We start from the raw sequence: 14,280 nt of genomic DNA, 5'->3' as shown, positions 1-14,280 counted from the left end.
TGACCTGCGACGACACCCCCGATGTCACATTCCGGGTGCCCAGCACCGTCGTACTCACAGAGAAGGCCAGACAGGCGACCCCGAGTACGAGGGAGACCCCCAGCCATGCACCGCATCACCGTCATCGGCGGCGGCTTCGCCGGACTCACCGCTGCGATCACCGCCGCCGAGGCGGGCGCCAAGGTCACCGTGTACGAAGCCCACCACACCCTCGGCGGACGGGCGCGGACCGCCGAGGGGCCGTACCGGACGAACGAGGGACCGCACGCCCTGTACAGCGGCGGCCCGCACTGGGCCTGGCTCAGGCAGCGGGACCTCATCGGACCGCTCGCGCCGATCCCGCCCCTGGAGGCCGCCCGGCTCCGGCTGCGGCACCGCGGCGTCCTGCGCCGCACCCCGCCCTTCGCCATGCTCAAGCTGCTGCGGCGCGGCCTCCCCCAGGCGCCCGTCGACGTCGACTTCCGGACCTGGGCCACCGGCATCGCGGGCGAGGAGGGCGCCCGCGCCGCCGCGCACTACTCCGCGGTCGCCGTGTTCCACCATGACCCCGGCGCCCTGTCCGCCGCGTTCGTGCGGGAGCGGCTGCGCCGGGCCACCAGGCTGCCGCCGGAGGCGCACTATCCGCAGGGTGGCTGGGCGACCATGATCGACCGGATGGCGGCCCGCGCCTGGAACCTCGGGGTCCGGATGGAGACCCTCTCCCGTGTCGACAGCCTCGACGACCTCGCCGGCCCCGGCAGCCCGGCGGCGGAGGCGCCCGTCATCGTCGCCACCTCCCTCGACGCCGCCCGCCGGCTCCTCAAGGACGACTCCCTGACCTGGACGAGCGGCCGTACGACGCTCATCGACCTCGCCGTACGGACCCGGCGCGGGGACGCCTTCGCCGTCTCCGACCTCGACGAGACCGGCTGGCTGGAGCGCGGGGGTCTGGGGGCGTCCCCCAGAAAACGCAGCACTGCGCAGGACCGGTCCCTCGCGCCCGCCGGTGAACAGCTGATCCAGGGCCAGATCCCGATCGCCCCGCACGAGACCAAGGCCGACGGCATCGCCCGCGCCGAACAGCTCCTCGACCTCGGCTTCCCCGGCTGGCGCGAACGCGTCACCTGGCGGCGCGAGTCGGTGGCGAGCGGCCGCACCGGCGCCGTCGACCTGCCCGGCACCAGCTGGCGCGACCGCCCCGCCGTCGACCGCGGCCACGAAATCTATCTGGCGGGCGATCAGGTCGCCGCCCCCGGCGTCCTGTCCGAGGTCTCCTTCAACAGCGCGCTCACGGCCGTGTCCCTCGCCCTCGGCCGGCACGCCCTTGACCTCAAGCGAGCTTGAGGTTGCAGCATCGGTCAGCCGCCTCCGCTCGCACCCGGCCGCCTCCGGTCACCTCCGGCCGACTCCGGCGACGGGACGGGCGGCGCCCTGACAACCCGAGTTCACCGATGGGGGACCCCGATGCACGCCATCCGCCTGCACACCTTCGGCCCGGCCGAGAACCTCGTGTACGAGGAGACCGGCGACCCGGCACCAGGCCCCGGCCAGGTCCGTATCGCCGTGGCGGCGGCCGGGGTCCACCTCCTCGACACGGCCCTGCGCGAGGGCGTCCAGGGCCCCGCGCCGCAGCCGACCGCGCTGCCCACGATCCCCGGCCGCGAGGTCGCCGGAGTCGTCGAGTCCCTCGGTGAGGGCGTCGCGCAACTCTGGCTCGGCAAGCGCGTCGTGGCCCACCTCGGCTTCGCCCCGGGCGGGTACGCCGAGCTGGCCGTCACCGACGCCGACCGCGTCCACGAGATCCCGGCCAACCTCGACTTCGCCGAGGCCGTCGCCATGATCGGCACGGGCCGTACGACCATGGGGATCCTCCAGTTCGCCGAGCTCGACCCGGACGCGGTGGCCGTGGTCCCGGCGGCCGCGGGCGGCATCGGCACACTGCTCGTGCAGTACGCGAAGAACGCCGGGGCCGTCGTCATCGGCCTCGCGGGCGGTCCGGGAAAGGCTGCCCGCGTACAGGCGAACGGCGCCGATCTCGCCGTCGACTACCAGGACCCCGCGTGGCCCGGGAAGGTCCGCGCCTTCCTCGGCGGGCGGCCCGCCACCGTCGTCCTCGACGGCGTCGGCGGTGACGTGGCCCGCGAGTCCGTCGCCCTGCTCGGCCCGGGCGGCCTGCACCTCGTCTTCGGCTGGTCCGGCGCCGGTCTGCACGACGGCGAGCCCTACCTCGTCGACGGCGTCTCCCAGCAGGTCCTCGGCCCCGTGATGATGCGGAAGGCCGGCGGCCCCCACCCCGTACGGACCCTCGAACTGCGCGCCCTCGCCGAGGCCGCCGCGGGCCGCCTCACCCCCGCCGTGCAGCGCTTTCCGCTCGCGGAGGCCGCGGCAGCCCACCGTGCCCTGGAGACGCGCGCGACCACTGGAAAGGTGGTATTGGAGCCATGAGCAGCAGCAAGCCCCCGCCCGACCGCGTTCCGCGCCAGTCCCGCGACCGGATACCGCACCCCGCTCCGGATGCGATACCTCCCGATTCATGGTCTTCTGGCCGGGTGAACGTCACCCGAACGGGTGAACCTGCCCAGGCCGCCGACCCCGACCCCCGCCGCTGGTGGGGCCTGGTGATCATCGCGCTCGCGCAGCTCATGGTCGTCCTCGACGCGACCATCGTGAACATCGCGCTTCCCTCCGCCCAGGAAGACCTGGGCATGACCGACGGCAACCGCCAGTGGGTGATCACCGCCTACACCCTGGCCTTCGGCGGGCTGCTCCTGCTCGGCGGCCGGATCGCCGACCTGGTGGGCCGCAAGCGCACCTTCGTCATCGGCCTCGTCGGCTTCGCCGCCGCCTCCGCGCTGGGCGGTGCCGCCACCACCTCGGGCATGCTCTTCGGCGCCCGCGCCCTCCAGGGCGTCTTCGCCGCCGTACTGGCCCCGTCGGCCCTGTCGTTGCTGACCACGACCTTCACCGACCCCAAGGAGCGCGGGAAGGCCTTCGGCATCTACGGCGCCCTGGCCGGCAGCGGCAGCGCGATCGGTTTCATCGTCGGCGGTCTGCTCACCGAGTACCTGGACTGGCGCTGGTGCCTGTACGTCAACGTGCCCATCGCCGTCGTCGCCGTGATCGGCGCCCTCGCCCTGCTCCACGACAGCCCCGGCCACGCGGGCGCCCGCCTCGACGTGCCCGGCGTACTGCTCGGCTGCGGCGGTCTGGTCGCCATCGTCTACGGCTTCGCCGAGGCCGAGCCGCGCGGCTGGACCGACCCGATGGTCATCGCCCTCTTCGCGACGGGAGTCGCCCTGCTCGCGGGCTTCGTCTGGTGGCAGACCCGGGCCCCGGTGCCCCTGCTGCCGCTGCACATCGTCAAGGACCGCACGCGCGCCGGCTGCTTCCTCACCATGGCGCTCGCCGTGATCGGCATGTTCGGGCTGTTCCTGTTCATGACCTACTACCTCCAGGTCATCCTCGACTACTCGCCGGTGATGACCGGCCTCGCCTTCCTCCCCCTCACGGCCGCGATCATCATCGGCTCCACCCAGATCGCCGCCCGGCTCCTGGACCATGTGGCGCCGCGCCTGCTGATGGCCCCGGGCGCCCTGCTCGCGGCGGTCGGCATGGTGCTCCTGACCCGGCTGACGGTGCACTCGTCGTACGCGACGGACATCCTGCCCGCCCTGATCCTCATGGGCCTCGGCATGGGCCTGATCTTCATGCCGGTGTTCGCCACGGCCACGGCGGGCGTGGCCCCGCAGGACTCCGGGGTGACCTCCGCGACCATCAACACCTCGCAGCAGGTGGGCGGTTCGATCGGTACGGCCCTGCTGAACACCATCGCCACCACCAGCAGCGCCGCCTACATCACCGCTCACCTCACCGACCCGGCCCAGCGGGACCTGGTCACCAAGGAGGGCATCGTCCACGGCTACACCGTCGCCATCTGGTGGGCCGCCGCCATCATGCTCCTGGCCGGGCTGGTCGCGGCCCTGATGGTGACGGCGAAGCCCCCGAAACACGGCGCCCCGCAGGAGGCACCGGTGCCGGAGAAGGTGGCCTGAGAAACGGGGGGAGGGGCTCCACCGGACCGCGGAACCCCTCCCCCACTCTCCGTCGAGGGTCAGACCGCCACGGCCTTCGTCGCCTTGCTCAGCACCGACCCGTCCTGGTGACCCGTACGGCGCGCGACCACCTTCACGGTGATCTTCTTGCCCTTCTGCGCCGACTTCAGCACCAGCGACGACTTGGTGGCCCCGCTGATCGCCTTGCCGTTCGCGTACCACTGGTACCCGTACGACGTCGCCGCCGGACTCCAGGTCCCCTTGGACGTCTTCAGTGTCCTGCCGACCTTCACCGTGCCGCTGATCACCGGCAGCCCGGTCGCCCTGGGCGCGGCCCCCTTGGCCACGGTCACCGCCGCCGAGGTCGCCGACCCGCCGACCCAGCCGGACCTGACCGCGGTGACGGTCACGGTGAGCTTCTTGCCGACCATCGAGGCGGGGACGGTGTACGTCGACGCCGTCGCCCCGCCGATCGCCGTACCGTTCGCCTTCCACTGGTACTTGTACGACGACGGGGTCGCCGACCAGCTCCCGGGCGCGGCCGTGACCTTGGCGCCCGTCCTGGCCGTGCCGGTCACCTTGGGGGCGGCCGTGTTCTCCAGCCTGGGCTGCGGGGTCACGGTGAACGAACCGCGCTGGAACTCCCAGCCGCGCGTGATCACGCTGATGTTCCAGGTGCCGGTGGCCGCGCCGGTCAGGTCGAGGGTCGCGGTCACCGTCCGGTTGTCCGCGGAGACCGAGTCGGCCGCCGCCGTGATCGTCTTCCCGGCCTGGCCGATCCGGACGGTGACGTCCGGGCCGAGCGCGGTGCCGGTGACCGTGAGCTTCACCTTGCCGCCGGCCGCCCCGGTGTCCGGACTGACGGCGGTGACAGCCGTCTCCTCGGTGCCGCACGGCGCGGAGGTGCAGGTCAGCCTGGCGCTGTAGGCCGTGCTCGGCGCCTTCTCGGGCAGGCCCAGCAGGAACACCGTCGGCGTGCTCTCCGAAGAGGAGCCGAGCGCGTCGCAGTCGTAGCCCTCCGGGATGTAGTGCGTGCAGCCGTTGGCCCACGTCGACGTGTTGTACAGCACCGGCACCGCGGTCGTGGTGGCGCCGGCGGTGTCCTTGATGTCGGTCTCGAAGCGGTCGAACCCGGCGGTCGGCAGCGCCGCGCACACCGCGGTGTGCGACTCGTCCAGCGTGCCGGTGACCGGCCCGTACCCGTACGCCACGGACGGCACCCTGACGCACTCCGGCGCGGGCCCGTCGGCGGTCGCGATCCGCAGGGCGTCCAGGCGGTACTCGGGCGCCGCCTTGAGGTTGGCCGGGGTCTGCACGAGGACCTGGTGGGTGGTGGACCCGGTGACCGCGCAGGAGGTGTTGCGGAAGGAGCACTCCACGCGGCCGTCCCCGGCGACGACCGCGGAGTTGGCGGTGCCGAGGGCGTCGCGCACGTTGACGTGTACGACGTCGGTGTCCGCGGCGGTGGTCACCTGACGGCAGTCGAGGGTGCCGGGAGCGCCGTACGCGCTCTTCACCGAGGGTCCGCCGACCTTCGCGGCCGCGGTCTTCACGCAGCCCGCCGAGGAGGCGCTCGCGGTGACGTCGCGCCGGGTCAGGGTGTAGGTGGCGGCCTCGTCGCGGCCGGTCACCAGCACGGTGTGGGCCTTGTCCGGGGTCAGGGAGCAGATGCTCCAGCCGTTGGTGGTGGCCCCGCGCTGGCAGACCCGCCCGCCGTCGGAGTCCAGCACCGAGAACTGGGCGGAGGCGGTCCCGGAGGTCGCGACCAGTTGGAAGATCTCGGTGTCCGTGTGCGCGTCCGCCGGGATGCCCAGGCAGTGCGAGAAGACGCCGCCGCCGGTGGTCAGGGTGGCCTTGGCGCCGTCCGCGGCGAAGCTGCCGGCGGGCAGGACGGGGCAGCCCTGCGCGACATCGGTGCGGTGGAAGGCCACCGCGTAGGGGCCGGTCGCCGAGTCCCCGCCGTCCTCGGTGTGGACCAGCGCCCGGTAGGGGGCCTCACCGGTGAGCGCGCAGTCCCCGCCCCGCAGCTTCTCCTCGTCGCACTGCGGCGTGCCGGCGCGGTCCAGGACCTCCACCTCAGGGGTCAGCCCGGCCGACGAGAGCGAGGTGAGCGCGGCGATCCGGGCGCCCTGCGGGGCGTCCAGCGCCAGGCAGTCGTACTGCCCGACCGCGCTCAGCTCGCCCTTGTGCAGCCCGGCCCCGGTCGCCACACAGCCGGCGTCGGAGGCACGGTCGAGGACGACCAGCCCGGCGCGGCCGTCGCGGAACGGGTACGTGCCGTCGAGAACGGCCGTGTAGGTGCCCGGCGTCTTGATCCGGCACGGGTCGGCCTCGTACCGGCACACGCTCAGCCCGCCCGCGTCGTACACCCGGGCCACCCCGACCTGCCGGTCCTCGCTCACCGAGTGCACGGTGTACGGTCCCGCCGCACCGGCCGTGAAGGTGAAGCACGGGTTGGCGGTGAGGTCCTGCCCCTCCAGCGGGCCGTAGGCGCGGACCGGGGCGGTGGTGCAGCCCCGCGGGTCGTTGAGCCGGCGCACCTTCACCGCGAACTCGGCCGGGAAGCCGCTCTCCGCGCGCGAGACGGTGGAGATCACCCGGTAGGGGCCGTCCCCGGGCAGGACGCAGCTGTCCTCGTCGTTCTCCGGGAACTGCTCGCAGATCCGTCGGCCGGTCGCGTCGGTGATCCAGGCGAGGGAGTCGCCGTACACCTTCGTGCCGTACGTCAGCCGGACCCGGTCGCCGCGCGCGCCCTCGAAGGGCTGGCAGTCGGCCTCCACCCGGCTCACGGTCCTACGGGTGACGTCCGGCTGGTCCCAGTCGGTGCCGACGGGGTCCGCGCAGCCCTCGGCCGAGCCGAGCGGCACGAAGGTGACCGAGGTGGCCTTGGCGTCCCATTCGGTGTTGAGCACCTTCAGCGTGTAGGTGCCGGCCGCGGGCACCGCGCACATGCCGCGCGTGGCGTACCCGTCGCCGTGGCAGTCCACCTCGCTGCCGTCGGCGGCGAGCAGCTGCCTGGTCATCGTGTTGCCGCTGTCGTCCAGCGCCGGGGCCAGATACAGGCCCGGCGACTCGACGGCGACGGTGTAGCAGACGCTGGAGTCGGGTGCGACGGTCGCCTTGCCGACGGCGTCCCCCGGGTCACCGAACGGGGCGAGCGGGAGCGGCGCGCACCCCTCGTCGGCGGCGACGGCGGGGCTCGCCCCGGTCAGGGTCAGCAGCGAGGCGAGCAGTGAGACGAGAGCGGCGAAGGCGGCCGGAAACACGGCCGCCCGTCTGCGTCCGGGACGCGGACAGGAGTCGACGTCGGACAAGGAATCCCCCTGGATCAGTGGTCGTTGGGGCGATAGTGACACAGGGGTCCGACAACGTACTCATAGTTATCCACAGGCTGGAGAAAGCGCTGTCCCCACCGGGGCGTATCCCCTCAGTGCCGCCCGGCCACCCGGTCGGCGATCCGCGCCAGCCTCGCGGACTCGGCGCTGTTGGTGAGGTGCTCCCGCCGGTCCGCCGCCCGGTAGGTGGCGTACAGCCCGTGCACCCCGAGCCACCGCAAGGGCTCCGGCTCCCACTTGCGCACCTTGTGGCCGACCCACGGCAGGTCGGTCAGCTCGGTCCGCCCGCCCTGCCCCGAGTCCTGCTGCACCAGGTCGCGCAGGGTCCGTGCGGCGAGGTTCGCGGTGGCCACCCCCGATCCGACGTAGCCGCCCGCCCAGCCGAGCCCCGTCGAGCGGTCCAGCGTGACGGTCGCGCACCAGTCGCGCGGCACCCCCAGCACCCCCGACCACGCGTGCTCGATCCGCACCCCGGCCAGCGCCGGGAAGAACCCGACGAGGACGTCCCGCAGTGCCTCGATCGTCTCGGGCCGCGTCCTGCCGTCGTTGTCCGTCCTCGATCCGAAGCGGTACGGCACCCCGCGCCCGCCCAGCGCGATCCGCCCGTCGGCCGTGCGCTGCGCGTACATGTAGGCGTGCGCCATGTCGCCGAGCGTCTCAAGTCCCGCCCAGCCCACCGACGCCCACTGCTCCTCCGTGAGCGGCTCGGTGGCGATCATCGACGAGTTCATGGGCAGCCAGGTCCGCTTCTGACCCTTGAGGCCGGCCGTGAAGCCCTCGGTGCAGCGCAGGACGTAGGGCGCGCGGACGGTGCCGTACGGGGTGACGGCGTGCTTGGGCCGGATCTCCGTGACCGGCGTCAGCTCGTGGACCGTCACGCCCAGCGCCTCGACGGCCGCCGCGAGCCCCTTGACCAGCTTCACCGGGTGCAGGCGGGCGCCGTGCGGCGTCCAGCTCGAACCGACCGCGTCGGCCACCCGGACCCGCTCGGCGGTCTCGCGGGCGCCGTACAGCTCGCGGTCCTTCTCGCCGTACGACAGCTCGTGTGCGTGGAAGGACTTCAGCCGCGCCAACTGAGCGGGTGTACGGGCGACTTCGAGCACCCCGCCCTGGTGGACGTCGGCGTCGATGCCCTCTTCCCCGGCGGCCCGGACGACCTCGTCGACGGTGTCGTTCATCGCCCGCTGGAGGCGTACGGCCGCCTCCTGGCCGTGCAGCCTCGCGTACCGGTCGCGGCCCGCGATGCCGTTGTACAGCCAGCCGCCGTTGCGCCCCGAAGCCCCGTAGCCGCAGAACTTCTGTTCCAGGACGGTGATCCGGAGGAAGGGGACCGCCTTCTTCAGGTAGTACGCGGTCCACAGACCCGTGTACCCCCCGCCCACGATCACCACGTCCGCGGAGGTGTCCCCCGCGAGCGGCTCACGGACCGCGGGGAGGCCGTCGTCCGCGTACCAGAAGGAGATGGCGCCGTTCACGGCACCGTTGACCGAGCTGCTCATGGGAGGACGTTAATTCGCGTGAGCCGATTCCGGCAGCCCCGTAGGGTCCGCAAGGTGATCGACATTCCACGAGAGCTCGCCGCATCACAAGAGGAGTACAACGGGGAGGCGGGACGCGCCTTCATCGCCGCACTCCCCGACCTGACCGCCGGCTTCCTCGACCGCTGGGAACTGACGGTCGAGGGACGGCCGATGCACGGGGTCAGCGCCCTGGTCCTCCCCGTGCTCCGCCGGGACGGCACCCCGGCCGTCCTGAAGCTGCAACTCCTCGACGAGGAGAGCGCGGGCGAACCGGTCGCCCTGCGCGCGTGGGACGGCGACGGAGCGGTCCGCCTCCTGGCCCACGACGAGACCACCGGCACCATGCTGCTGGAACGCCTCGACTCGTCCCGCATGCTCGCGCACCACCCGGACGTCCACGAGTCCGTCCTGGTCATCGCCCGCCTGCTGGCCCACCTCACGTCCTTCCCCGCGCCCGCCGGCCTGCGCGGCCTCGGCGACATCGCGCGGGACATGCTGGAGCAGACGCCTCAGGCCCTGGAACACATCCCGGACCCGCGGGCCCGCCGGATCGTCGCCGACTGCGCGGCCGCCGTACGCGAGGTCGTCGACGACCCCGGCGACCGCCTCCTGCACTGGGACCTCCACGACGAGAACGTCCTCGCCTCCGAGCGCGCCCCCTGGCTCGCCATCGACCCCAAGCCCCTCGCCGGCGACCCCGGCTTCGAGCTGTGGCCGGCCCTCGCCAACCGCTTCGACGCCGACGACGTGCGCTGGCGCTTCGACGCCATGACCGACGTCCTGGGCCTGGACCGGGCACGCGCGCGTGCCTGGACGTACGGCCGGCTCCTGCAGAACTGCCTGTGGGACATCGAGGACGGCCGCGAGGTGGACGAGGAGCAGCTGGAAATCGCCAGGCGGCTGCGCGAGCCGCGCGGCTAACCTCACTCCATGATCCGCTCCGCCACCCCCGCCGACGTGCCCGCCCTGCACGCCCTGATCCGCGAACTCGCCGAGTACGAGAAGGCCCCGGACGAGGCGAAGGCCACTCCGCGGCAGCTCCACGAGGCCCTCTTCGGCGACCGCCCGGCCGCCTACGCGCACATCGCCGCCGACGACACGACCGGCGAGACCGTCGGATACGCGATCTGGTTCCTCAACTTCTCCACCTGGCGCGGCGTCCACGGCATCTATCTGGAGGACCTCTACGTCCGCCCCACCGCCCGGGGCGCCGGCCACGGCAAGGCCCTGCTCACCGAACTGGCCCGGCTGTGCGTGGAGCGCGGCTACGAGCGTCTGGAGTGGTCCGTCCTGGACTGGAACACCCCGTCCATCGCCTTCTACGAGGCGCTCGGCGCCCGCCCCCAGGACGAGTGGACGGTGTACCGCCTGACGGACGAGGCGCTCACGGAGCTGGGCACCGCGCCGGACGGACCCGAGCGGGCGACGCCGTGAATGTCCTCAACCGGCAACAGCGTGAAGGCGGTTCGCATGAGCCCTCACCGAATGGGCACGACTCCTGGGCATGAGCCCCACGCATATGCACCCCCCACACTCCCCCGCGTCCGAGCCCGGCTTCGTCCCCGGCCTCGAACTCTCCCGCCGCTTCTACACCGACGCCGTACGCCCCCTGCTGGAGGAGGCCGCCCCCGGCGTGCCCCACTCCGCCGCCCGCATCGGCAGCGGCTCCGAGGTCCTCGGCTACGACACCCCGCGCTCGGCCGACCACGAGTGGGGCCCACGCCTCCAGGTCTTCCTCCACCGCCACGACGTGCCCCGCCACGCCGCCCGCATCAGACACATACTCGCCGAGCACCTCCCGAAGACCTTCCTGGGCCACCCCACCCACTTCGCCCCCACCGGGGAGAGCCGCGACATCCGCGTCATGCGGCGCACCGACGGCCCCGTCCACCACCGCGTCGAAGTGACCGGCACCTCCACCTGGTTCACCGACACCCTGGGCTTCGACCCGGCCCAGGGCATCACCCCGGCCGACTGGCTGGCCCTGCCCACCCAGCGCCTCGCCGAGGTCACCGCGGGCGCCGTCTTCCACGACGGCCTGCACACCCTCACCCCGTTACGCCGTGCGCTGCGCTGGTACCCCCACGACGTCTGGCTGTACGTCCTGGCCTGCCAGTGGCAGCGCATCGCGCAGGAGGAGGCCTTCGTGGGCCGCTGCGGCGAGGTCGGCGACGAACTGGGCTCCGCCGTCACCGCCGCCCGCCTGGCCCGCGACCTGATGCGGCTGTGCCTGCTGATGGACCGCCGCTACCCGCCGTACGGCAAGTGGCTGGGCAGCGCCTTCGCCCGTACCGCCGCCGGCCCTCGCCTCTCCCCCGTGCTCACGGCCGTGCTCGCCGCCACGGACTGGCACACCCGCGAACGCCACCTGGTCCACGCCTACGAGATCGTCGCGCACCAGCACAACCAGCTGCGCCTGACCGACCGCGTCGACCCCGCCACGCGCGCGTACCACTCCAGACCCTTCCAGGTCCTGCGCGCCGACCGCTTCACCGCGGCGCTGACCGCCCGCATCACCGACCCGTCCCTCAAGGGCCTGCCGCCCGTCGGCGCGGTGGACCAGTTCGTCGACAGTACGGACGTCGTGTCCCGCCCCGAGTCGGCCCGCGCCCTGAGCCACGTCGTGCGAAAGCCCTAGCCGGCCCGCGCGGCAGCCGTGTCGGACACCGCGAGTGCCTCCAGCTCCCGGGCGATCGCCTGGCCGAGCATCCCGGCGTCACCGGCACGCGTGTGGCTGACGACGGTGAGCGTGTAGGCGTCGGCGGTGTGGACGAGGCAGAGGTTCGCCGTACCGGGTGGGGAGAGCTGCGGCAGCGGGACGATCCGCGCGAGGGGACGGCCGTGCAGACGACTGGGGTGGTCCCGCCACTTGAAAGCGGTGCACAGACTGGTGGTGAGCTCGGGCCGGGCCAGCCGCCGTGCCATCGCCCCGGCCAGCCACGGCACGGTCCGTGCGGCGCCCCGCAGCGTCGGAAGGATCGCGCGGTGGGCGTCGCAGCGCCGGTCGAAGCCCGCGACCTGGTCCTGGCATGCTTCCAGGCGTGCCACGGGGGATTCGACGTCGACGGGCAGCGGCACGCGCAGCACGGTGACGCCGTTGCCCAGCTGGTGCGCGGTGCGGCGGGTCCGCAGGTCGACCGGCACCGTGGCGTAGAAAGGGTTGGAGCCCGTCGGCCAGGCCCGCAGCGGCCCGTGGCAGACGCGCAGAGCACCTGCGTACGTACTCAGCAGAAGCTCGTTGAGCGTCGCTCCCCGCCCGCCGGCCGGCTGGCGGCGGGCCGTGCGCATCACCTGCGGATCGAGCTCGACCAGCGCCACCGACGGCCCCACCGAGCCGGGGGAAACCGTGGGGAGGGGCCGGCCGAGGGCCTGGATGCGGCGCAGCTCCCTGGCCACGGTGGCGGCACCGACGGACGGGCGCTGCCGTACCGGCGCGGTCGGGTCGGCCGCGGCCGGCACGCGCGGCGGTGGCGGTGCGGCGTCGTCCATCAGCAGCCGGAAGACGGTCTCCAGGGACCTGCCGTCCAGCAGCGCGTGATGGGCGAAGAGCACGAGGGCGTGCCGCGCGACCAGCAGCCTCCACAGCGGCCGTTCGGACGGCAGCCGATGACTGACACCGTCGCTGAGCAGGGACTCCAGGTCCTGGTCCGTGGCGGTGATGTGCGCGACGGGATCGAAGGGCCGGTCGGTCCTCCACCGGTGGCCGGACAGTGCCGTCGGCCCGGCGGGGGGCTGGAGGACCAGGCTCATCCGCTCCAGCCCGCCCCACCGGTCGCGGACCCGGGACCGCACCTGCGCCAGGTCGAACGGCTCGCCGGGAAACACCCCGGCGATACCGATCGTCCCCGGCAGTCCGTTGCGCAGATGCCCTTCGTCGATGGCCGTCAGCCTCATGTGCCACAGCCGTGGGGCGAGTCGAACACGACGCAGGCGTTGTGGCCGCCGAAGGCGAAGCTGTTGCTGATCACCGGTCCGTCCGGGATCTTGCGTGGCTCGCCGACGACCAGGTCCAGCTCACACCGCGGATCGAGCCGCGTGAGATGGGCGGTCGGCGGCGCGAGCCCCTCCCGCACGGACCAGGCGGTGATCACGGCTTCCAGCGCTCCCGCCAGCCCGAGCCCGTGTCCGGTCACGGCCTTGGGCGCGGTGACCGGCACCGCACGGGGGCCGAACACGGCGCTGATGGCCCGCGCTTCCGCGAGGTCGTTCAGCTCGGTGCCGGTGCCGTGCGCGTTGACATGGGTGACGGCGTCGGCGGTCGTACCGGCGTCGGCGAGCGCCTGCTCCATGCACGCCCGGGCCCCCGCACCGTCGGGATGCGGTGCCGTGAGGTGGTGGGCGTCGGAGGTCCGCCCGTACCCGGTCAGCGTGGCGTAGACACGGGCGCCCCGCGCTCGGGCGTGCTCCAGCCGCTCCAGCACCAGGAACGCCGCCCCTTCGGCGAGGACGAATCCCCGCCGCTTGACGTCGAACGGCCGTGACGCGGAAGCGGGATCCTCGCACTCGGTGACCATCGCCCCGGCCCGCCCGAAGGCCAGCGCGGTCGTCGGGGTCAGGGGGCTGTCATGGCCTCCCGCCACCACCACGTCCGCGCACCCCGCCCGGATCATCTGCATCGCCTCGCCCACGGCATGCGTGCCCGAGGCACAGGCGGTGGAGACCGTCAGGCTGGGCCCGGTGATCCGGAGCTTGGCGCTGACCCAGTACGCCCCCGCGTTGTTCATCAGCCGGGGCGCGTACAGCACATCGGGCTGTCCGATGCCGTTCTCCTGGCTGATCACCCCGCCGTACCCGGTGCCGGTGACCACCGCCCGCCGGCCGGGCTCGACGTGCAGTCCCCCGGCGTCCGCCACGGCGTCCACGGCCGCGCACACGGCCAGCTGCACCGACCGGTCCGCCCGGCGCACCTCCTTCGGCGCGAGATAGCCGGCGGGGTCGAAGGCGGTCATCGCGGACGCGGGGTACACGACCGTGCCCTCGTCGTCGAAGACATGCGCCGCCGTCGCGGAACGGCACTGCGCGAGACTCTCCCAGAGCGCCGCCGGAGTCGCTCCGGCCGCGCAGCGAACTCCCAGGCCGGTGACGGCGACAGCGGGTCGGCCGGTCATCGGGCGAGGGTGCTGTGGGCGCCAGGGGTACGCAGCCGCACGATGAGGTCGGCCACATCACCCACGGTGGACACGGCGGCCTTGTCGGTCCCCCGCAGACTGACCCCGAACAACTCCTCCGAGGCCGCTTCCAGTTCGGTGATGTCCAGGCTGTCGGCTCCCAGGTCGGCGACCAGCCGAGCCTGCGGGACCACCGCCTCCGGCGGCACCGACATCACCCGCGCGCACAGCGGGCGCAGCGCTTCCCATACGTCGCCGTGTTCCGCTTCCATGCAACTGCCTCCAT

The 14,280-nt window shown here is 73.2% G+C and carries 11 protein-coding genes; 6 read left to right on the top strand and 5 right to left on the bottom strand.

The annotated features are described in order from the left end of the window. The first annotated feature begins 105 nt into the window (after positions 1-105). From ACFU95_RS31525 to ACFU95_RS31515, 3 genes are all read left to right on the top strand, one after another. Positions 106-1,323, top strand: a complete 1,218-nt coding sequence (locus ACFU95_RS31525) for an FAD-dependent oxidoreductase (RefSeq protein WP_383834380.1) — start codon at positions 106-108, stop codon at positions 1,321-1,323. Between the two features lie 120 nt (positions 1,324-1,443). Then, on the top strand, positions 1,444-2,424 hold the full coding sequence (locus tag ACFU95_RS31520; protein ID WP_383834376.1) for a zinc-binding dehydrogenase: 981 nt from the start codon (positions 1,444-1,446) through the stop codon (positions 2,422-2,424). Positions 2,425-2,528: 104 nt separating this feature from the next. After that, positions 2,529-4,031 (top strand): MFS transporter, encoded by a 1,503-nt coding sequence (locus tag ACFU95_RS31515; protein ID WP_383834544.1) that lies wholly within the window; start codon positions 2,529-2,531, stop codon positions 4,029-4,031. Between the two features lie 59 nt (positions 4,032-4,090). On the opposite strand, the gene ACFU95_RS31510 is transcribed toward ACFU95_RS31515, so the two are convergent. Both ACFU95_RS31510 and ACFU95_RS31505 read right to left on the bottom strand, forming a co-directional pair. Continuing rightward, on the bottom strand, positions 4,091-7,345 hold the full coding sequence (locus tag ACFU95_RS31510) for an IPT/TIG domain-containing protein (protein ID WP_383834373.1): 3,255 nt from the start codon (positions 7,343-7,345) through the stop codon (positions 4,091-4,093). Between the two features lie 113 nt (positions 7,346-7,458). Continuing rightward, positions 7,459-8,865, bottom strand: a complete 1,407-nt coding sequence (locus ACFU95_RS31505; protein WP_383834370.1) for an NAD(P)/FAD-dependent oxidoreductase — start codon at positions 8,863-8,865, stop codon at positions 7,459-7,461. 18 nt (positions 8,866-8,883) lie between these two features. Between ACFU95_RS31505 and ACFU95_RS31500 the strand changes: the two genes are divergently transcribed. From ACFU95_RS31500 to ACFU95_RS31490, 3 genes are all read left to right on the top strand, one after another. Continuing rightward, positions 8,884-9,807: an aminoglycoside phosphotransferase family protein gene (locus tag ACFU95_RS31500; RefSeq protein WP_383834367.1), complete on the top strand. Its 924-nt coding sequence runs from the start codon at positions 8,884-8,886 to the stop codon at positions 9,805-9,807. Positions 9,808-9,816: 9 nt separating this feature from the next. Continuing rightward, positions 9,817-10,320, top strand: coding sequence for a GNAT family N-acetyltransferase (locus tag ACFU95_RS31495; protein WP_383834364.1), 504 nt, complete (start codon positions 9,817-9,819; stop codon positions 10,318-10,320). 70 nt (positions 10,321-10,390) lie between these two features. Then, entirely contained in the window at positions 10,391-11,524 is a 1,134-nt protein-coding gene (locus tag ACFU95_RS31490) for a DUF4037 domain-containing protein (protein ID WP_383834361.1), read from the top strand. On the opposite strand, the gene ACFU95_RS31485 is transcribed toward ACFU95_RS31490, so the two are convergent. The 3 genes from ACFU95_RS31485 to ACFU95_RS31475 are packed head-to-tail and all read right to left on the bottom strand — an operon-like array spanning position 11,521 to position 14,266. After that, on the bottom strand, positions 11,521-12,780 hold the full coding sequence (locus tag ACFU95_RS31485; RefSeq protein WP_383834358.1) for a wax ester/triacylglycerol synthase domain-containing protein: 1,260 nt from the start codon (positions 12,778-12,780) through the stop codon (positions 11,521-11,523). The two genes, ACFU95_RS31490 and ACFU95_RS31485, sit on opposite strands and share 4 nt — an antisense overlap. Further along, positions 12,777-13,994, bottom strand: coding sequence for a beta-ketoacyl-[acyl-carrier-protein] synthase family protein (locus tag ACFU95_RS31480; protein WP_383834355.1), 1,218 nt, complete (start codon positions 13,992-13,994; stop codon positions 12,777-12,779). Before ACFU95_RS31480 ends, ACFU95_RS31485 begins: the two co-directional genes overlap by 4 nt. Further along, positions 13,991-14,266 (bottom strand): acyl carrier protein, encoded by a 276-nt coding sequence (locus ACFU95_RS31475; protein WP_383834353.1) that lies wholly within the window; start codon positions 14,264-14,266, stop codon positions 13,991-13,993. The genes ACFU95_RS31480 and ACFU95_RS31475 overlap by 4 nt, the downstream gene beginning before the upstream one ends. Between the last annotated feature and the right edge of the window lie 14 nt (positions 14,267-14,280).

Origin of the sequence: Streptomyces sp. NPDC057623, assembly GCF_042800355.1 — a bacterium.
Taxonomy (GTDB): Bacteria; Actinomycetota; Actinomycetes; order Streptomycetales; family Streptomycetaceae; genus Streptomyces.
This window is presented reverse-complemented; position numbering and strand designations above follow the sequence as displayed.